The organism is Rhodococcoides fascians A44A (genome assembly GCF_000760735.1).
GTDB lineage: Bacteria > Actinomycetota > Actinomycetes > Mycobacteriales > Mycobacteriaceae > Rhodococcoides > Rhodococcoides fascians_E.
Window position 1 is genome coordinate 177769 of sequence record NZ_JMEX01000005.1, and the last position, 23479, is coordinate 201247.

General features: G+C 65.4%; 1 protein-coding gene. It reads right to left on the reverse strand.

The window, feature by feature from the left end; genetic code table 11:
* Nucleotides 1-84 precede the first annotated feature (84 nt).
* Nucleotides 85-23479, reverse strand: a 23395-nt coding sequence (locus BH95_RS04780) for a non-ribosomal peptide synthase/polyketide synthase (protein ID WP_442981364.1), incomplete at its 5' end; no start/stop codon positions are given.

Here is a 23479-nt window from a genome sequence, read left to right on the forward strand (position 1 = left end):
GGTATCCCCAGACCGTAGTCGAACCACTGTTACCGGACGCCCAATAGTATTCCTCGGTCGTCCATTTCAGAAGAGAAAAGCACTCTATTTCGCCAGATAATTCTCCAGAACATTGCCGACTTCGGAAAGAACTTCGGGTTCGATCATTTGATTGTGAGCACAATCGATCGTCCTGATTTCAAGTTCTCCTTCGATGAATGCATTCCATACCGCTGGATCGCGGTCGACCCCGTCACCCGACCCGCGACCTGCCGCGAAGAACAAGACATTCCCGTCGAAGACGTCGGGCACGAAACGACTCATGATCGACGTCGAATTGGCAAAACCGTCGTTGATGCGCTCGAGGTGCTCCGGGGTCAGACCGGTGTCCTGTCCGAACGACGCCGACAACAATTCGACAGCGCCCTCGTAGGTCAGCGGCCCATCCGACGCGACGGTCGGCAGGTCGAGTCCGAGCCCCTCGAGTAGTTCCTCGACGCTGAGCTTCCCCTGAGGAGTGTCGTCACCGGACTCGACGTAGCTGTCCATGATGGTCAACGAATCGACATCCGCTCCGCCCCGCCGGAGCTCGACCGCCACCGCATGGGCGACAGCACCGCCGAGAGACCAACCGAGCAGGTTGTACGGACCGGCGGGACGGACCCGACGGATCTCCTGCGCGTACCGAGCTGCCAGCGCCTGGATCGAATCGAACGACCCTCCCTCGGTGATACTCGGCAGCTGCAGGCCGTACACCGGTCGATCGTCGGCGAGGTGCCGGACGATTCCCGAATACCCCCACGACAACCCGATTCCGGGATGGATGCAGAACAGCGGGTCTCCGCTGCCTTCTGCGCGGAGAGGTACGACCACACCGAATGCGCTGTTCAAGCCCGCCCCAGCCGTGTCCTCGCTGCTGTCCACCCGCGCCGCAAGTCCGGCCGGCGTCGGATCGAGGAACAGTGCCTGCAGCGGAACCCTCACACCGGTCGCAGATTCCAACGCCGGTACCACTCGGGTTGCGACGAGTGACGTACCGCCGAGGTCGAAGAAGTTGTCGTCGACTCCGACGCGCTCGACACCGAGGACGTCGGCGAACACATCCACGACCGCCTGTTCGGTTGCGGTCGACGGCGCGCGGTACGGCACGGTGGACGCCGTCAGCTCCGGCACCGGCAACGCACGGCGGTCGAGCTTGCCGACGGGCGTCAGCGGAATCTCGTCGAGGAAGACGATTGCCGTCGGAACCATGTGTCGGGGAAGAACCGTCGCCACGTGTTCGGTGACCTCGACGGACCCGACCTCGACCCCGGAGATCGTTCGAACGTACGACACGAGCACCGTGTCGCCCGACGGCGCGGTGTGCCCGATCGTCGCAGCGAAGTTCAGCGCAGGGTGGTCGGTGAGCACCGAGTCGATCTCACCCAGTTCGATCCGGAAGCCACGGACCTTGACCTGGAAGTCACTGCGACCGACGAACTCGATCTTCAGTTCACCCGATTCGTCTCCGTGCGCCGAGCTCACCCACCGCACGACATCGCCGGTCCGGTACATGCGTTCGCCCGCTTCGCCGTACGGGTCGGCAACGAACCGTTCCGCCGTCAAGGCGAACCTCTCCACGTAACCGCGGGCCGTTCCCGGTCCGGCGATGTACAACTCACCCGCGACGCCCGCCGGCACCGGCCGAAGTCTGGCGTCGAGCACGAGGAAGCGGAACCCGATCGCCGGGCTGCCCACGTCGATCGTCCGTCCCGGTACGAGCGGGCCGCCGACGCTGGCCTGGATCGTCGTTTCCGTCGGTCCGTAGCCGTTGAACATCATTCGGCCCGGTGCCCACCGTGCCACCAGTTCCGGAGTGCACGCTTCGCCACCGACCGCCAGGACGCCGACGTCGCCGAGGCGCGTGGGGTCGATCGACGCGAGCGCAGCCGGCGTGAGGAAGGCGTGCGTCACCCGCGAGCGCTCCAGCAGATCGGCCAGGTCGTCGCCGCCGAAGACACCGGGAGGAACGATCACCATGGTGGCGCCCACGCCGAACGCCATCGTCAACTCGTAGATCGATGCGTCGAAACTCGGGGACGCGATGTGCGAGATCCTGGAGTGCTGCGTCGGGTGGAAACGCAACGTGACCTCGTCCTCGAGGTTCGCCAGGCCTCGGTGCCGCACCGCGACGCCCTTCGGTCGACCGGTCGATCCCGACGTGTAGATCAGGTATGCGGGGTTGTCGAGGTGAAGCGGAGTGACCCTGTCCGAGTCGGTCACCGGCGAGGTCGGGTACCGCTTGATGTCGGCGGCGAAATCCTCGTCGTCCACCACGAGCCAGGTGATGCTGTCCGGCAGGGAATCTCGGTGGTCTCCTACGGTCAGTCCGATCGGCGCACGGGAATCGTCGAGCATGTGCGCGATGCGATCCGACGGGTAGTTCGGGTCGACGGGTAGGAACGCGGCACCCGTCTTCGCGACGGACCAGATGGACAGAATGGACTCGATCGACCTCGGCAGAGCCAGCGCAACGAACGTCTCCGGCCCGACACCGAAATCGATGAGCATCCGCGCGATACGGGTCGACCACTCGTCCAACTGGCGGTAGGACAATTCGACGTCGCCGTACTCGACGGCGATACCGTCCGGGTTCGCGGCGGCAGCGTCGGCGAGAATCATCGGCCACGTCCGGAACGGACCGCCCGCCTCGCCCCTGGCCGGCGCGAGGGCCGGATGCTCGTGTTCGCCGAGCACGTCGGCATCCCCGATCGGTGCGGACGGTGCCGACACGGCAGCGCGCAGGATACGAACGAATCTGTCCGCGAACGTCTGAACTGTCGCAGCGTCGAACAGCGACGTCGCGAAGTCGAATGCACCGTCGATACCGGCGGGTTCGCCGGCGTCGACGAACGTCTCCGCCAGCAGCAACTGAAGGTCCTGCTTGGCAACCGGCACATCGAAATCGACGCCTTCGACGGTCAGCTCCGGTAGGTCCAACCGTGCAGCTGTGTTGTTCTGGAACGACAGCGCAACCTGCGACAGCGGAGCGTACGACGTGGACCGAGTCGGGTTGAGGACTTCCACGACACGCTCGAACGGAATCTCCGTGTGGCCGAACGCTTCGAGGTCCGACTCGACGACACGGCCGAGCAACGACTCGAAGGACTCCGCACCGTCGACGACCGTGCGCAGGACCAGAGTGTTCACGAACATGCCGACGAGGTCGTCCAGCGCCGCCTCACCGCGACCGGCGACCGGTGTGGTGATCGCGATGTCGTCGATTCCGCTGAGCCTGGCCAGTGTCGCCGCGAACGCACTGTGCACGACCATGAACATCGTCGCACCGCGGTCACGGGAGAACTCCACCACCCGACGATGCAGATCTGCATCGATGTCGAACTTGACGCGCCCACCGCGGAAGTCCTGGTTGGTCGGACGTGGACGGTCGGTGGGCAAGGGCAGCAGATCAGGTGTACCGCGCAGGGCGGTTCGCCAGAATCCGAGTTGCTGTGCGGCGACGCTGTTCTCGTCGTCCTCGGAGCCGAGCAGTTCTCGCTGCCACAGCGTGTAGTCGGCGTACTGCACTTCGAGGGGACTCCACGCCGGTGCCGAACCCGCCGTCCTCGACGAGTACGCGACCATGACGTCGCGTGCGAGCGGTGCCATCGAAGCTCCGTCCGCCGCGATGTGGTGCACGACCACGGCGAGCACATGGGAGTCCTCGCCGGTTCGATAGAGCGCCAGACGAATCGGGATTTCCGTCGTGACGTCGAACCCGCGGCCCGCGAAGCGACCGAGCGCGTCGACCAGTTCGTTGTCACGCACCGATTCGACCGTCACCTCGGAGATGACCTCCGCGGCGGAGTGAATCACCTGTGCGGGCGACCGCCCGACGTTCGGGAACGTCGTACGCAGCGACTCGTGCCGCTCGAGTACGTCCGCGACAGCTGCTCCTAGCGCGGACTCGTCCAACGACCCGGTGAGTTTCACGACCAGAGGAACGTTGTATGCGGGCGAGGCCGGATCGAACCGGTTGATGAACCACATGCGCTGCTGGGCCAGCGACAGCGGTACCGCCTCAGGCCGCTCGACGGACCGCAAGACCGGACGTCCGCCGGAATCTCCCGCCGATCCGGCAACGAGGCCGGCGAGTCCCGCCACGGTCGGAGCCTCGAAAATGCTGCGCACGCCGATCCGAGTCCCGAATTCGGCATTGACACGGGCAATCACCCGAGTCGCAGACAGCGAGTCACCACCGCGATCGAAGAAGTTGTCCAGCGCACCCACGCGGTCTGCTCCGAGGATCTCGGCGAACACCTCGGCCACCGATGCCTCGGCGTCCGTCCGAGGTGCGACGAAATCCACACCGTCGGAATCGAACTCGGGCGTCGGCAGCGCGCGCCGATCCAGCTTGCCGACCGGAGTCAGCGGGATGTCGTCGAGCTGAACGAACGCAGACGGCACCATGTGCCCCGGTAGCCGCTCGGACGCGTGCGCCGTCAGCTCACCGTGATCGAGCGTCGAACCCGACGTCGACGCACGGACGTACGCAACCAGAACGGTGGCACCGGAAGGTGATTCGGCGCCGATCGTCGCAACGAAATCGACAGCCGGATGCGTGGCGAGCACCGCGTCGATCTCACCGAGCTCGATGCGGAAGCCGCGCACCTTGACCTGGAAGTCACTCCGCCCGACATACTCGATCGTGTAACTCCCGCCGGCTCCACTCGAGTCCATGGTCGTTCCGCCGGCTGCACTCGAGTCCATGGTCGTTCCGCGGGCTCCACCCGAGTCCATGGTCGTTCCGCGGGCTCCACTCCTCCAGCGGACGAGGTCGCCCGTGCGGTACATCCGCTCACCGGGAGCACCGAACGGATCGGCCACGAAACGCTCCGCACTCAGAGCCGGACGGTCGTGGTATCCCCGGGCGAGACCGACGCCGGCCAGATACAGCTCACCTGTCACGCCCACGGGTACCGGTTGCAGCCTGCTGTCGAGCACGACCTCGTGGACGCCTCGGATCGGACCACCGATCGTCAGAGCAGCCGACGCGTCCAGTGGATCACTGATGTTGGACATGATGGTGGCTTCGGTCGGGCCGTACCCGTTGTAGAGCTTGCGTCCCGGGGCCCACTTGGACACCAGTTCTGCCGGTACGGCCTCACCGCCGACGACCACGTGAGCGAACGTCTCCAGGCCACCGGGATCGACCGACGCCAGCGCCGACGGAGTGATGAACGCGTGCGTCACGGCTTCGTCGGACAGGATTCGGTGCAGTTCCTCGCCGCCGTAGACCGTCGGCGGCACGATGACCATCGTTGCTCCGGCACCGAAGGCCAGCAGATATTCGAGCACCGACGCGTCGAAGCTCGGCGACGACACGTGCAGAGTTCTCGACTCGGGCGTGACCGAGTATCGCTCGGCCTGTTCGTGCGCGAAGTTCTCCAGACCGGAGTGCGTCACCACGACGCCCTTGGGCAGACCCGTCGAGCCCGAGGTGTAGATGGCGTAGGCGGTGCTGTCGACCCCGAGGCCGGCGACACGTTCGTGTTCCGCCAGCGGTTCGGCAGGCATGGCCTGCAGCTCGGCGTCGGTCGCTGGATCGTCGAGCACGATCCAGGGCATGCCGTCGGCGACAGTTTTCGGGAGGTCCCCGAGCCTGTCGGCGATCGTCAGTCCGAACTGGGCGCCCGAGTCGGTCACCATGTGTTCGATGCGATCTCGCGGATATCCCGGGTCGACCGGAACGAACGCTGCACCTGTCTTGGCGACGGCCCAGACAGCGACGACCGATTCGATCGAGCGTGGAAGACCGAGCGCGACGAACGACTCGGCGGATACGCCGCGCTGCAGCAGCAGCCGAGCGAGGCGAGTGGAACGGCTGTCCAGTTCGTCGTAGCCGAGCGATTCGGTACCGAACCGCAACGCGACCCGGCCGGTGGACTTCTTCGCTGCGTTCTCGAAGATGTGACCGAGGAGGACGGTGGAACGTCCCCGAGGTCCGTGGACCGGTGCGAGGGCAGCGCGCTCGGACTCGGCCAGCAGGTCGATACGGGCCAGCGGCGTTCTGTCGTTCTCGACGACGGCGTGCAGAACCCGAGAAATACGCGCGATGATCCGCTCGACGTCGTCGGCAGTGAAGAGCTCGGGCAGGTACTTGACCTTCAGGTGCAACCTGTCGTCCACGGACGCGACGAGTGTCAACGGGTAGTGCGCTGCATCCGTACCGAGAACGTCGGCAACCTTCAGCCCGGCGATGTCGGTGTCCTCCGACAGCCCGGCTTTGTCCACCGGGTACGACTCGAAGACCGTCAGGGTGTCGAACGAGACACCGTTTCCGGCGGCCCTCTGGATATCGGTCAAGCCGAGGTAGTGGTGATCGAGCAGGCTCGCTTGTTCCACCTGTACCCGGTCGACGAGATCTCCGACGGCTTCGGCCGGATCGAGCGAGATGCGCACCGGCAGTGTGTTGATGAACAAACCGATCATCGATTCGATACCGGGGATCTCCGGTGGTCGACCCGAGACAGTCGCCCCGAAGACGACATCGTCACGACCGGTCAGTGCCGCCAGTACGACGCCCCATGCGCTCTGCACGATGGTGTTGAGCGTCGCGCCGCGGTGCGCTGCCAGATCCCGCAGGGCAGCGGTGGTCTCCTTCGACAGCGATTGCGTCGATTCGACGGACACGGCCTCGAGCTTCCGCCCGCGATCCGCGTCGGCCAGCAAGGTCGGTTCCTCGACACCGGACAATGCCCGAACCCACTCCGCCTTGGATGCGGCTGCATCCCGGCGCCGCATCCAGCTCAGGTAATCGCGGTACGCGGGAACGCGGGGCAACATCGAATCGTCGCCGGCCGTCGCGTACAACGTCAGCAGTTCCTTGATCAGCAGCGGCGTGGACCAGCCGTCGAGCAGGATGTGGTGGTTGGTGAGCAGCAAGCGCCACTCCCCCGTGCCGTCCGCACCGACGGATTTCGTGATCAGCGTGAACCGAAGCAGCGGAGCGTGATCCAGCGCGAACCTGCGTGCGCGGTCCTGCCGGAGCACCGAGTCGAGCGCTGCGTCGGGATCCGGCGTACCCGACAGGTCCACGTGCGACCACGGCACGTGGATCCCCGTCTGTACGACCTGCACCGAATCACCGTTCGAGTTGTGCACGAACGCTGTTCGCAGGTTCGCATGCCGGTCGAGCAACGTCTGTGCCGCGGCTTTCATACGATCCGCATCCACGACGCCGCGAAGCTCGAGTCCGAGCTGCACCATGTAGGCGTCGACGCCCGTATCGACCTCCAGTGCGACATCCGCGGCGACCTCACCTGCGAGTCTCGCGTGGAACAGGAGCCCGGACTGCAGCGGAGACATCGACCAGACATCGTCGAGATCCGGGAATCGATTTTCCAGAGCGCTGATCGTCGGCTGATCGATGTCGACGAGCTCGAGGTCGGACGGTGTGTACCCGCCGGCTTCGGGCGCGTCGGCGTGAGTGGTCAGTGCTGTCAGTGCCTCCACCCACAGTTCCACCAGGCGATCGACCTCGGGTGCGGTGAGGACGCCGGACGGGAACGCGAACGTCGCGTCCAGTACCGGACCTTGGTCGGTGGTGTTGGTGACCGCGTTGATGTCCAGCAGCGCCGGCACCGGCATGTCGGGATTCTGTGCATCGCCGAGCGTGGTGTCGGACACCGGGATCCAGCCGACGTCGTCCATTCCCTCGGAACTGCCCGTGGCGAATCGACCCAGGTAGTTGAAGCTGACCTGAGGCTTCGGGAATCCGGCCAGCGCGGCCCGGCCTTCGTCGGTGAGGTACCGCGCCATACCGAACCCGATGCCGTGGTCCGGGATGGCCAGCAACTGTTCCTTGACGGCCTTGATCGCCTCGCCCGCAGCCGACCCTCCGGCAAAGGCGTCGGCGACGTCGATTCCGTTCAGGTCGAGGCGGACCGGGAAGATGGTCGTGAACCATCCCATCGTGCGGCCGAGATCGGCACCGGGTACGACGCCGTCCTCGCGTCCGTGCCCTTCCAGGCTCAACAACGCATCGCTCAGCGGCGTGTCGCCATCGGCGCCGCGTTCGTTGCGCCAGGCGATCAACGCCAGTGCGAGGCCCGCGAGCAGACCGTCGCCGACGCTTCCGTGGAACTTCTCCGGGACTGTGGTGAGCAAGCGCTCGGTGACGGTGACCGGCAACGACGCCCTGATGCGTTCGACCGTAGCGTCGACGTCCACTGTGGGGTCGAGCGCACGAGCTCCGATCAGCGGATCGGGTCCGTCGAGGATCGACGTCCACAACGCGAGTTCGTCGGTGCGCTCGGCGGCGACGTCGACCAGTCCGGTTGCCCAGCGACGCATCGACGTGCCGGTGGGAGCAAGTGCCGGCTGGTCCCCCGCTACTACCTGAGACCACGCCGACGCGAGATCCGGAACCAGAATTCTCCACGAGACACCGTCGATCACCAGGTGGTGTGCGACGACGAGCAAGCGGCCCGCACCGCTGGGAGATTCGAACCAGACCATCTGGATCATGCGGCCGGTCGACGGATCGAGTCGGTCCGCTGCCTGATCCAGTTCCGCAGCAGCCTGTGCCGAGAAGGCGTCGCCGGACACGTCGTCGACCGTCACATGGTGGAGCACCGAGGTGGCCGAGACCGAGCCCACGGCCGCGACCGTCTCGGTCCACACGCCGTTGTCGTCGCGATACAGCTGTGCCCTGAGCATGTCGTGGGTATCGAGAATCGCCTGGACCGTGCTCTCGAGAGTCGACCGGTCGATGGACTTCGGCAGCTGCAGAAGTGCAGTCTGGGTGTATCGACCGAACTCCTCGCTCCGCTCGAGCATCCACTGCACGATCGGAGTCAGAGGTAGATCTCCGACGCCTCCTCCTGGCAGTTCCTCCAGCACGACGACGTCGGCGTCGCCGACGAGTGCCACCACCTCGGCGAGACCGGCGACGGTCTTGCGCTCGAACACGTCGCGGGGGGCGATGACGAGACCTGCTGCCTTGGCGCGAGACACGAGCTGAATCGACATGATGCTGTCTCCGCCGAGAGCAAAGAACGAGTCGTCGACGCCGACGGTGTCCAGCCCGAGCACCTCGGCGAACAGCGCGGCCAGGCTGTGTTCGATCTCGGACGCGGGTGCCCGGCTCTGAGTGACCCGAGACGAGAAGTCCGGCGCGGGTAGCGCTTTGCGGTCGAGCTTTCCGTTCGCGGTCAGCGGGAGCTCCGCCAGCACGACGAGTGCCGCAGGCACCATGTACGACGTCAACGACGAGGCGACGTCGTCGAGAACACCTGCGACGTCGAGCGTGCGCCCGGCCTCGGGAACGACGTATCCGACCAGTCGATCACCGGCCCCGTCGTCGCGCACCGAGACGACGGACTGCGCAACTCCGTCGACTCCGAGCAGAGCCGATTCGATCTCGCCGAGCTCGATACGGAACCCGTGCAGTTGGACCTGCATGTCACTACGACCGAGGTATTCGAGCCGACCTTCGCGGTTCCATCGAGCGGTGTCGCCCGTTCGGTACATCCGTGCGCCGTCGGTGTCGTCCGGGTCGGCGACGAAACGCGTTGCCGACAGTCCGGCGCGTCCGAGGTATCCCCGGGACAGCTGGCCACCCGAGACGTACATCTCGCCGGTCACTCCAGGCGGAACGAGCCGCAACCTGTTGTCGCGGACCGACACCGAGAGCCCGGGAATCGCCTGGCCGATGACGCTCGCCGACGCCGAGGCAGCGAACTGCTCGGTCAGTGCAAGGTGGCTCACGTGCACGGTGGTCTCGGTGATTCCGTACATGTTCACCAACGTCGGAGCGTTCTCCGGGTGGCGTGCGTACCACCGGCCGAGCTGACCGAGGTCGAGCGCTTCACCGCCGAAGACGATGTACCGCAACGCAAGTCCTGCGGAATCTGCAGGCGCGACACGGTCTACCTCGGCGAACTGGTAGAACGCCGTCGGGGTCTGATTCAGAACCGTGACCTGTTCGGCAACGAGCAACTCTCGGAACAACTCCGGCGACCGAGCGGTGTAGTAGTCGACGACCACGAGGGTGCCGCCGTAGAGCAGTGGCCCCCACAGCTCCCACACCGAGAAGTCGAAGGCGTAGGAGTGGAACATCGTCCACACATCGGTCTCGTCGAACTCGAACAAGTCGACGGTGTTCTCGAACAGCGTGGCCACCGTGGAGTGCGCAACCTGCACGCCCTTGGGGCGGCCCGTACTGCCCGAGGTGTAGATGACGTAGGCGATCGACTCCGCGTCGACGAGTCCACCGACTTCGTCCGGCGTCAGCGGACCCGAGTCGAGACCGTCGAGCACCTCGACCACGGACGGATCGTCGAGCAGAACGGTCGTCAGTTCGTCGGTCGGCACCGCCGTGACATCGGCGATCGTGGACACCACACAGACCGGCCGAGCGTCCTCGAGCATGAACGCCAACCGGTCGGCCGGATAGGTCACGTCCACCGGCAGGTAACCGCCGCCTGCCTTGAGGACCGCGAGCAGGACGACGACCAGTTCGGCGTTGCGCGGCATCGCCACCGCGACCAGGGTTTCCGAACCGACTCCTCGCGACACGAGGTGACGGGCAAGCTGATTGGACCGCCCGTCCAGCTCGGCGTAGGTGTAGCGGCGACTGGCGAACACCACCGCAGTGTGATCCGGGAACCGTGCAGCCGACGCTTCGAAACGCTGCGCCAGAGTGTCGTTCGACGGAGTCGATCCCTCGTGATTCCAGTCCACCGTGAGCGCGTGAACTTCGTCGTCCGTCAGCATGTCGACATCGCCGATGGCGCGGTCGGGGGCAGCAGTCACGCCGTCGACGAGCATCGAGAACCGTCGGACGAACTCCCGAACCGTCGACTCGTCGAACAGATCGGTGGCGTACGTGAATGCCATGTCGATGCCGGAGGGAACGCCGTCGTCGTCGAAGTTCTCGGACACGGTCAACTGCAGATCGAACTTCGCGATGCCTGCATCGATGTCGACTCCGTCGACGACGAGATCGGGTAGCTCGAGGTGCGCGCGCTCATTGTTCTGGAACTCCAACAACACCTGGAACAACGGAGAATGATCCGTCGACCGCGACGGCGCGAACTCGTCCACCAACCGCTCGAACGGCACATCGGTGTTGTCGAACGCAGCCAGATCCGCTGCCCGCGTCGCCGCCAACAACTCCACGAACGACAGGTGCGCCGACACCTCCGTCCGCAACACCAGCGTTCCCACGAACATACCGACCAACGCATCCAACCCGGCCTCACCACGACCCGCGATCGGCGTACCCACCACGATGTCCTCGGTACCACTCAACCTGGCCAACAGAGCGGACCAGACTGCGTGGACGGTCATGAACATCGTTGCCCCATTGCGCCGGCTGATCTCGGTCAGCGCGGCGTGGGTGTCGGACGAGAGATGGAACGGTACCGAGGCACCGCGAAGCGACTGCTGGTTCGGCCGTGGCCTGTCGATCGGCAGCGGCAGAACCTCGGGTACGTCCGCCAGCGTGCGCGCCCAGAAGGCCAGTTGGCGTGCGGCCAGTGACGCCGAGTCGGACTCGTCACCCAGAAGAGCCTGTTGCCACAGTGCGTAGTCGGCGTACTGCACCGCGAGAGGTTCGCGGACAGGGGCAGAACCTGCCACCCGCGCCGAGTACGCGATCATCACATCCGAGGCGAGCGGCGCCATGGAGGCACCGTCGGCCGCGATGTGATGCACGACGATGGCCAACACATGCTGGTCTTCACGACCGTCGAGCCGGTACAGCGAGGCACGGAACGGCATGTCGGTCGTGACGTCGAACCCGTGGGATGCATCCGCCATGATCCGTGCCGTCAGATCGCCCGCGTCCACGTCGACGACATCGAGGACATCGAGGACGAAACGGTCGTCGGGGACCGAGTGGATGTGCTGCCTCGGCCGCTCACCCGCCATCGGGAACGTCGTACGCAGACTCTCGTGCCGCGCAACCACATCCGAGACCGCTGCCCCGAGCGCTTCGACATCGAGATGTCCGGTCAAGCGCACCGCGAGTGGGATGTTGTAGGCAGCCGATTGCGTGTCGAACTGGTTGATGAACCACATCCGCTGCTGTGCTTGCGACAACGGCACGATCTCCGGGCGCACCGCAGGCACCAACGGGGGTCGATCCGCGGCGGATTCGTCGGACTGCGCTCGCAGCGACAACGTTGCGACGGTGGGTGATTCGAAGAGCGCACGCACAGTCACCGAACTGCCCAGGGCAGAGTTCACCCGCGAAGTGACCCTGGTGGCACTGAGCGAGTCACCACCGAGATCGAAGAAGTTGTCGTCGACACCGACGGAGTCCAGCCCGAGAACCTCGGCGAACACGTCCGCTATCGCTCGCTCGGTATCCGTCGTCGGATCGCGATGCTCTGCCCCACGCGACAGGTCGGGGACGGGTAGCGCGCGTCGGTCCAACTTGCCCGCCGGAGTCAACGGAATCGACTCCAACACAACGAACGCCGACGGAACCATATGCGACGGCAACACACCCGCCACGAACTCCCGCAACCCCTCCACATCCACAACCGCACCCACCACCGGCAACACATACGACACCAACACCGTCGCACCCGACGGACCATCCACACCCACCGTCGTCACGAAATCCACATCACCATGACCCACCACCACCGAATCGATCTCACCCAACTCGATCCGGAAACCACGCACCTTCACCTGAAAATCACTACGACCCACATACTCCAACACACCCGAACCGGACCACCGCACCACATCACCCGTGCGATACATCCGCACACCACCACCGAACGGCGCCGCAACGAACCGCTCCGCCGTCAACGAAAAACGATCATGATAACCACGAGCCACACCAGGACCCGACAAATACAACTCACCCACCACACCCACCGGAACAGGCCGCAGCATGGAGTCGAGAACGACAACCGAGAATCCGCGCACCGGTGAGCCGATATCGATGGGTGCACCTGGACGCATGGGTGTACCGAGCGACGCGAACACGGTCGCTTCCGTCGGTCCGTAGGCATTGAACAGATCGCGGCCCGGGGCCCACCGTTCCACCAACTCGGAACCGGCGGCGTCGCCGCCCGTCACCACGACCTGCAGATCGTCCAGACCCGATGGATCAACCGACGCCAACGCAGCAGGAGTCACGAACGCATGGGTCACCGATTTCTCGGCCAGCACCGCTGCGAGCTCGACGCCGCCGTAGACGTCGGTCGGCGCGATGACCATGGTTGCGCCGCCACAGAACGCCAACACCATCTCGAGCACCGACGCATCGAAGCTCGTCGACGCGAAGGCGAGCACACGCGAGTCGGTGGTGACCCGGAAGCGGGTCCGCTCCTCCTCGGCGAGATCGGCGATACCGCGGTGCGTGACCACCACGCCCTTCGGCACACCTGTCGATCCCGAGGTGTAGATCAGATACGCCGCATCGTCCAGCGACGGAACTGCCCGGCTGTCCGGCCGTCGGCCGTCGACTGCCACAGAAGTCGACTCGGATGCAGACCAGTCGATCTCGTCGAGGACGATCCAGTCGACCTCCCGCCCCGCTTCGGTCAGCACGTCGGTGTACCGAGCCACCGAGATACCCACCGGTGCCGAGGAGTCGGTCAACATGTGTTCGATGCGATCCTGCGGATACGACGGATCGACGGGGAGAAACGCTCCGCCGGCCTTCGCCACAGCCCATACCGAGACGACGTACTCGATGGAACGCTGCAGTCCCACCGCCACATAGGTGCCCGGGCGGACACCGCGCGAGCGCAGCACGTCGGCAACTCGCGAGGATCGCGCGTCCAGTTCCTGATACGTCACGGATTCGTTGCCCGCGACCACGGCGATCGCGTCGACACCGCCGGTGCCGACGGCTGTGTTCACGGCGTCGGCGAAGACGTCGGACAACAGTCGTCCGGCAACGGATTGCGCGCCGTGTACCGGGATCAAAAGGTCACGCTCGGACTCGGACAACAGTTGCAGCTGCCCGACAGGTAGTTCCGGCTGGGTCGCGAACGCGTCCAGGACGGCCACGATCCTGCCGAGAATGGTCTCCACGGCATCCTGCTCGAACACCTCGGGCAGGTACTTCGCTTCGACGTGCAGTCGATCGTCGGCCATCGCGACCAACGTGAGCGGATACTGCGCGGTGTCGCTGCCGTCGACGATTCCCGACACCCGCAGCCCTGCGATGTCGGTCTCGTCGGACAGTCCACCGCGGTCGACGGGGTACGACTCGAACACCGTCAGTGTGTCGAAGGCGACCACTGGACCGACGGCCCGCTGGATCTCGGTGAGACCGAGGTAGTGGTGGTCGAGCAGACCTGCCTGCTCGTTCTGCAGACGGATGACGAACTCGCTCAACGACTCCCGCGGATCGAGCGTCACTCGAACCGGGAGAGTGTTGATGAACAGGCCGATCATCGATTCGATGTCGTTGATCTCCGGCGGCCGCCCGGACACGGTCGCGCCGAACAGGACGTCGGTGCGTCCGGTCAGCGTCGCGAGCACTGTGCCCCACGCTGCCTGTACCAGGGTGTTGATCGTGACACCACGGTCCCGAGCGAACACGCGGAGCGCAGTGGTGTCCGCCGCGTCGAACGACGTCAGCGCACGACCGGCTCGGGTCGATTCCTGTCGCCGGCTCTCGACCGGGGTCAGGAGAGTCGGCTCGGACAGTCCCTCGAGCGCCGAGATCCAGGCCTGACGACCGGCTTCGCCGTCGCGCCTGTTCATCCACGCCAGATAGTCGCGGTAAGCGGGCACCCGAGGGAGCACCGCGTCGTCGCCGTCCGTCGCGTACAGAGTCAGCAGCTCGCGGATGACGAGCGGCGTCGACCAACCGTCGATCAGGATGTGGTGGTTGGTCAGCACGAGTCGCCACTGTCCTCCGGCGACCTGGACGAACGTGAACCGCAGCAGCGGTGCGTCGGCCATGTTGAATCGGGTTGCGCGGTCGGCGGCGAGGATGCGATCGAGCTCGGCGTCCTTGCCCTCTGCCGGCACGTCCCGCAGGTCGATGTCCGACCACGGAACGTCGACGCTTCGCTGAACGACCTGCAGGGCGTTGCCGTCGAGGTCGTGAACGAAGGCCGACCTGAGGTTGGCATGGCGATCGAGCAGAACCTGAGCGGACCGATGCAACCGGTCCGCATCGACCGAGCCGCCGAGTTCGATGACGAGTTGGACGATGTAGGCGTCGACCGTCTGATCGGACAGCTCGGCATGGAAGAGCATGCCCGATTGCAACGGAGACATCGACCAGATGTCGGTCAACGTCGGATACCGCTTCTCGATGTCGACGATCGAACTCTGCGGTAGCGCAACGAGATCGAGGTCCGACGGGGTGAACCCACCAGCGCCTGCACTGCGCGCGTGCCGGGCGATGCTCGTCAGAGCGTTCACCCACAGGGTCGTCAACTGTTCGACGTCGTCTCGTTCGAGCACTCCCGACGGGTACGCGAACGTGGCGCGGAGGGCGTCACCGCGCTCTCCGCTGGTGGTGACTGCGTTGATGTCCAAGGCGGCCGAGACCGGTAGATCCTGGTTCTGGACATCGCCGATTCTGTCGTCCTCGACCGGGAGCCAGCCCACGCCGCGAAGATTCTCGGGAATTCCCGCGCCGTACCGTCCGAGATAGTTGAAGCTGATCTGCGGCGACGTCAAGGGTGCCAGTACGTTTCGCGACTCGTCGTCCAGGTAGCGGAGCATACCGAAGCCGATGCCGTGGTCCGGAATTCCGAGAAGTCGTTCCTTGACGGATTTGATCAACGCGCCGGCCGACGAACCGCCGCTCATCGCGTCGTCGACATCGATGCCGCGCAGATCGATTCGAACCGGATAGATGGTGGTGAACCATCCGACGGTACGAGACAGGTCCGCGCCGGGGACGATGTGGTCCTCGCGTCCGTGGGCCTCGAGCGAGACGAGCGAATCCTGGGTCTCGATACCTCGTGCACGTCGCCACGCGCCGACGGCCAGCGCGAGACCGGCCATCAAACCATCGTTGACGCTGCCGTGGAACACTTCCGGAACGGATGTCAGCAATGCCTCGGTCACGTCGGCCGACAGCTCGACCTCGACGTGATCGACCGTGGCGTACACGTCGATTTCCGGGTCGAGCGCTCGCGAACCGACCAGCGGATCGTCCCCGGACAGTGTGTCCTTCCACAACGCCAGCTCGCCCCGGCGGGACTCCGCCGCGTCGGCGAGACCGTGAGCCCAACGCCGCATCGACGTACCGACGGGAAGCAGGCTTATCGCCTCACCGGCCTCGAGCTGTGCCCATGCCGTGGCGAGGTCGGGAACCAATACACGCCACGACACGCCGTCGACGACGAGGTGATGCGCGACGATCAACAGTCGTCCGGACTTGTCGGCGGCTTCGAACCAGACGAACTGGATCATGGAGCCGCTCGCCGGGGCCAGACGTGCTGCTGCGCGTTCGAGCTCGGCCGAGGCGACCGAGGAGAACTCGTCACCGGTGCTGGAGCCGACCGAGACATGGTGCACCACCGCGGCAGCCGCGACGGAGCCGATGGGCTGCACGTCCATGCTCCAGTGCTCGTCCTCGTGACGAAGGCGCGCGCGCAGCATGTCGTGATGATCGAGCACCGACTGTACGGTCGCTTCCAGTGCGGATCGCTCGATGTCGTCCGGCAAGGTCAGCAGCGCCGTCTGTGTGTGGCGATCGAACACGTGCGTCCGGTCGATCATCCACTGGGTGATGGGCGTGAGCGGCACGTCACCCACGCCGCCGCCCGGAAGTTCTTCCAGCACCGTGACCGAGTCGCCGTCCGCGGACGACGCGACCTCGGCGAGTGCGGCAACCGTCTTGCGTTCGAACACATCCCGCGGCGACAGGACCAGGCCTGCTGCCTTGGCCCGCGACACCAACTGGATGGACATGATGCTGTCTCCGCCGAGAGCGAAGAACGAATCGTCGACACCGACCTGCTCGAGGCCGAGAACTTCGGCGAAGAGTCCAGCCAGCAGCTTCTCGATCGCGGTGTCCGCCGCTCGGCCGATGTCGGCCGGACCGTCGAACGTGGGCTCGGGAAGCGCACGGCGGTCGAGTTTGCCCGCAGGGGTCAGCGGAATCGACTCCAGCCGAACGAACGCGGTGGGGACCATGTGGGCGGGCAACACCGCGGCGACGTGCTCGCGCAGGATCGCCGCATCGACAGTCGGCGACGCGGACTCCGCGGCGACGAACCAGGTCACCAGGATGGTGTTGCCGGCCGGTCCCTTGACGCCGGCTGTCGTCGCGAAGTCGACACCGTCGTGCGCACCGACTGCCGCGTCGATCTCGCCGAGTTCGATGCGGAAACCGCGCACCTTGACCTGCGAGTCACTGCGACCGACGAACTCCAGTGCACCGGCCCGGTTCCAGCGAACGACGTCGCCGGTCCGATACATCCGGCTCCCCGGTTCACCGTAGGGATCCGCCACGAAGCGCTCGGCCGTCAGCGGAAGTCGACCGTGGTAACCGCGGGCGAGAGCCGGACCGGCAAGATACAGCTCACCCGGTACACCGACAGGCACCGGCCGCAAACGAGAATCGAGTACGACCTCGGCGAAACCGATTGTCGGAGAACCGATGTCCACGACGCCGCCGGGGGCGAGCTCGTTGCTGATCGACGAGAAGATGGTGGCCTCGGTCGGTCCGTACGCGTTGAACATCTTCCGGCCGGGCGCCCATTTGGACACCAACTCCGGCGGGCATGCGTCGCCGCCGGTTGCGATGACGCGCAGTTCCGGCAACTCCGTGTGGTCGACCGTTGCCAGCGCCGCAGGAGTGACGAAGGCATGGGTCACGTGCTTGTCGCGCATCAAGTTCGACAGGTCCGGGCCGCCGTACATCCCGGACGGTGCGATCACCATTGTCGCGCCGGCACCGAACGCAAGTACGAACTCCAGGACGGACGCATCGAAACTGGGTGAGGCGAACGCCAACGTACGCGATCCCGGCTCCACCTCGAACCGTGAACGTTCTTCCGCGGCGAGGTTGGCCAGACCGCGGTGGGTCACCACCACGCCCTTGGGCACACCTGTCGACCCTGAGGTGTAGATCAGATACGCAGCGTCGTCGATTCGCAGCGGCTCCACACGCTCGGCGTCGGTGATCGCAGAGGTCGAGAACGTGGACGTCACGTGCTGGAAGCGCGGGTCGTCGAGAACCACCCAGACGACACGGTCGGACAACGCCGCCAGTGCGGAGTTGTCGGCGAGCGTCGTCAGTCCCAGCGCAGCACCCGAATCGGTGATCATGTGCGTGATTCGGTCTGCTGGGTACGTCGGGTCGACAGGCAGGAACGCCGCTCCGGCCTTCGCCGTGGCCCAGATGGCGACGATGGAGTCGACGCCACGCGGAAGTGCGAGCGCAACCACGTCACCGGGGCCGACACCGTGGTCGACGATCAGACGAGCCAGTCGGGAGGACCGAGCGTCCAACTCCCCGTACGTCATGACCCCGTTGTCGACATCGAGCGCATGGGCCGACTCGCCTGCGGACGCGACGGAGTCCGCCAGCAGTTCGGGCAACAGCCGAGGTGGCATCGGCGTGGCGCCGCGAACGGGCGTCAGCGCGTCGAGTTCGTCCGCGGACAGTATGTCGATGTCGCCGACGGCAACGCCGGAGTCCGAGGTGACCGCGTCCACGATTCGAACGAATCGGTGCGCGAACGTGTCGACGGTGGCAGCCTCGAACAGGTCGGTGGCGTACCGGAAGGAGGCCTCGATACCGGCAGCCTGTCCGGACGCGTCGAAGCGCTCGGACACGGTCAGTTGCAGATCGAAATTGGCGATGTCGTTCGCCAGATCCATTGCCTCGACGTTCAACCCGGGCAAAGTGATGTTCGGGCGATCCGTGTGCTGGAATTCCAGCATCACCTGGAACAGCGGGGTATGCGAGGTGGACCGGACGGGATCGAGCGCATCGACGACGCGCTCGAACGGAATGTCCGAGTGAGTGAACGCCGCGAGGTCGGTGGCCCTGACATCGGCCAGCAGGTCGCGGAAGGACCGCGCGGCGTCGATCTCGGTCCGCAGAACGAGTGTGTTGACGAACATTCCGACGAGATCGTCGAGTGCGGCGTCACCGCGACCGGCGATCGGTGTACCGACCGAGATGTCCGACGACGCGGACAGGCCGGACAGAAGCACCGCGAGCGACGCGTGAACGATCATGAACACGCTGGAATCGCGCAGCGTGGCCAACTCCGTCATCCGTGCGTGGACCTGGGAGTCGATCGAGAACTCCACTGCCGCACCGCGGAAGGACGATTCGGCCGGACGCGGACGGTCCGACGGGAGGTCCAGAACATCCGGGGCTCCGGACAAGGTGTCCACCCAGAAGCCGAGTTGCTTGTTCATCACGGAATCGGTGTCCGATTCCTCACCCAGGAAGGCGCGCTGCCACAGCGAGTAATCCGCGTACTGCACAGGCAGAGCCGACGTCGTCGGCGCCTCGCCCTGGGTACGCGCGCTGTAGGCGACGATCAGATCCCGAGCGAGCGGACCGGTCGAGAATCCGTCGGAGGAGATGTGGTGCACGACGAACGCGAGCACGTGATCCTCCGGTCCGACCTCGATCAGTCGAGCTCGGACGGGGACACTTCTGGCAACGTCGAATCCTTCGGATGCGACCTCGGTGACGAGGCGAAGGACATCGTCCTCGGACTCGGCCGGGATCGGATTCAGATCGGGCAGCGCCTGGTGCGATTCCAGAATCGACTGGACGGGACCCTCGTCGGTCAGAGGGAAGACGGTCCGCAAGGCCTCGTGGCGGTCGACGACGTCACCCAGTGCACTGCGCAGTGCGGTGGTATCGAGCCGGCCGGTCAGCCTCATCGCGAAGGCCACGTTGTACGCAGCGGACGATGTGTCGTACTGGTTGATGAACCACATACGCTGCTGTGCAAGAGAAACCGGGATGGACGCCGGTCGCTCCACTGGAACCAGTGCAGGCTTCGGGTCGGTCCGGTAGCCCTGCGATTCGACGGCCGCAGCCAGCGAACGCACGGTCGGCGAGTCGAACAGATCGCGAACGGTCAGGCTCGATCCGAGAGCCGAGTTGATGCGCGCCACGGCTCGCATCGCGACGAGAGAGTTGCCACCGACGGCGAAGAAGTTCTGGGTGACGCCGATGGGTTCTCCGCCCAGAAGCGCGACGAACTCTCCGACGATGATCTCCTCGACCGGATTCGACGGTGCGACGATCTCGTCGTCGGTCAGCGTGAACACCGGGTCCGGCAAGGCTTTCCGGTCGAGCTTTCCGCTGGAGTTCAGCGGGAACTCGGCCAGTTCGACCACGAGCGACGGCACCATGTACGCCGGAAGGGACTCGCCGACGGCGCGTGCCAACTCGGCTGCGTCGACGGTTGCTCCCCGCACGGGCACGACGTAGGCCACCAGAGCCTCGCCCGTGGAGACGGTGCGGTGCACGACGGCCACGGCGCGCGCGACGGATGGGTGGCGAAGCAGCGCCGATTCTACTTCCGGCAACTCGATTCGCAGTCCGCGGAGTTTCACCTGGAAGTCGGTTCGGCCGATGTACTCGAGGTTGCCGTCGGCGCGCCACCGCACGAGATCGCCTGTGCGGTAGAGACGTTCGCCCGGTTCACCGTACGGATCGGCGACGAAGCGATCGGCTGTCAGATCACCGCGACCGACGTAACCACGTGCGAGTTGGACACCTGCCAGGTAGAGCTCACCCGGTGCACCGATCGGCGCAGGCTTCAACGACGCGTCGAGGACGTAGGTGCGCGTGTTCCACACCGGAGCACCGATCGGAATCGACACCGGATCCGACGAGACGCAGTGGTACGACGTCACGTCGACCGCTGCTTCGGTAGGACCGTACAGGTTGTGCAACTGCGCATCCGAGAAGGCAGCGAATGCCTCCACCGTCGCAGGTGGCAAAGCCTCGCCGCTGCAGAACACCAAGCGCAGCGACTCGCAGTCCTCGGCGTGCGCACCGTCGACGAAAACGGCGAGCATGGACGGCACGAAGTGAAGGGTGGTGATCCTCTCACGCAGAATCACCCGCGACAGATACTCCGGATCACGGTGACCGTCGGGAGCTGCGATGACCAGTTTGGCGCCGACCTGCAAGGGCCAGAAGAACTCCCACACCGAGACGTCGAAGCTCGCCGGAGTCTTCTGCAGGACGTTGTCCGACGGCTCGAGCCGGTACCGGTCCTGCATCCACAGCAGCCGGTTGACGATGGCCTCGTGCGAGACGGCCACGCCCTTCGGCCGCCCCGTCGAACCGGAGGTGTAGATGACGTAGGCGGTGTTCGCGCCAGTGATGTCGCCGAGACGCTCCGACGAGCCCAGCGGAGTCGTCGCCCTGTCCGAGACATCGATCAGGTCGACGGCGAGGACCGGAGTGGCCACCGACACGTCGATCCAGTCCCTGCTCGTCGTCAGGATGCAGACGGGCTGCGCGCTGTCGATGACGTACGCGGATCGGTCCACGGGATGGTCCGGGTCGATCGGTACGTAGGCGCCGCCGGCTTTCATGATGGCGTACATGCCGACCAGCAGATCGGTGGACCGTCGAATCGCCAGTCCTACATGCGATTCCGGTCCGACTCCCAGCGACACCAGGTGACGTGCGAGCTGGTTGGCACGCTCGTCCAGCTCGCGGTACGTCACGTGCTCGTCGTCGAACACCAGCGCGATCGAGTACGGGCTTCGCGCGACCTGCAGGTCGAACAAGCTGCCGAGCGTCGGGTCCGATCCGACCTGGGGAGGGAGCCGGTGCTCGGTGGAGTTCCATACGGCGAGCACGGTGTCACGCTCGGACACCGACAGGATGTCGAGATCCCGAAGCGGCGCCTGCGGCGCACGGGTGATCGACTCGAGCAACCGGAGAAAACGATCGACGAAACGCTCGATGGTGTCTGGGTCGAACAGGGCGGTGGAGTACGTGAACGCCGCACTCGACGTGCCGCTCTCCCCCGCTGCTTCGTCGATCCGAAGCTGGAGATCGAACTTGGTGGTGTCGGTGTCGATTTCCTCGATGTTCACCGTCAGATCGGGTAGCTCGAGGTGCGCCCGCTGATTGTTCTGGAACTCCAACAACACCTGGAACAACGGAGAATGATCCGTCGACCGCGACGGCGCGAACTCGTCCACCAACCGCTCGAACGGCACATCGGTGTTGTCGAACGCAGCCAGATCCGCTGCCCGCGTCGCCGCCAACAACTCCACGAACGACAGGTGCGCCGACACCTCCGTCCGCAACACCAGCGTTCCCACGAACATACCGACCAACGCATCCAACCCGGCCTCACCACGACCCGCGATCGGCGTACCCACCACGATGTCCTCGGTACCACTCAACCTGGCCAACAGGAGCGCCAGTGCGGAATGGAACACCATGAACGGTGTCGCGTCGTGTGCGGCGCCCAGCCGCACGAGCTCGGACCGCAGTTCCGCGGGAATCTCGAATCTCGTCGTTGCGCCCGCCACGGATTGAGTGCTGGGGCGCGGTCGATCGAGAGGCAACGGCAGAACGTCGGGCGCATCCGCCAGTACTCGGGACCAATACGCCAACTGGCGGGACATCAGGGATTCCGAGTCGGACTCCGACCCCAGCAGTCCGCGCTGCCACAGCGAGTAATCCGCGTACTGAACTGCCAACGGTTCCCAGGCCGGAACTTCACCGGCCACCCGGGACGAGTACGCGATCATCACATCGGAGGCGAGCGGCGCCATGGAGGCACCGTCGGCCGCGATGTGATGCACCACGATGGCCAGCACATGCCGATCCTCACGACCGTCGAGCCGGTAGAGCGTAGCTCTGATCGGCATGTCGGTCGTGACGTCGAAGCCGCGTGCAGCGTCGGACGACACGTGCCCGGCCAGTGCGCTCTCGTCGATGGACACCATGTCCAGCGACAGATCGACGTCGGCCGCGTCGAGCACTACCTGCTGAGGAAGCTCGCCCACCGTCGGGAACACGGTTCGAAGACTCTCGTGGCGTTCGACCACGTCCGTCACCGCTGCGCTGAGCGCCGCGACGTCCACGGCACCGGACAACCGCACTGCCAGTGGGATGTTGTAGGCAGCCGATTGCGTGTCGAACTGGTTGATGAACCACATCCGTTGCTGGGCGAGCGACAGCGGAACCACGTCCGGCCGCTCCGCGCGAACCAGCGCGGGACGATTCGACGAGCCGGCGGTGTCCTCGGCACGAGCGGTCAACCCGACGACCGTCGGCGCCTCGAACAGATCGAGAACCCGCAGAGACGAACCGAGATCGGCGTTCACCCGAGCGATCAATCGTGTTGCGACCAAGGAGTTTCCGCCGAGATCGAAGAAACTGTCGTCGATGCCGACCTTCGGCGAGTCCAGCAGGTCCGCGAAGACCGCGGCCACTCGTCGTTCGTTGTCCGTCCGTGGGGCACGGAACACCGAGTGCGACGCCAGCGTCGGAGACGGTAGTGCGCGTCGGTCCAACTTGCCCGCCGGAGTCAACGGAATCGACTCCAACACAACGAACGCC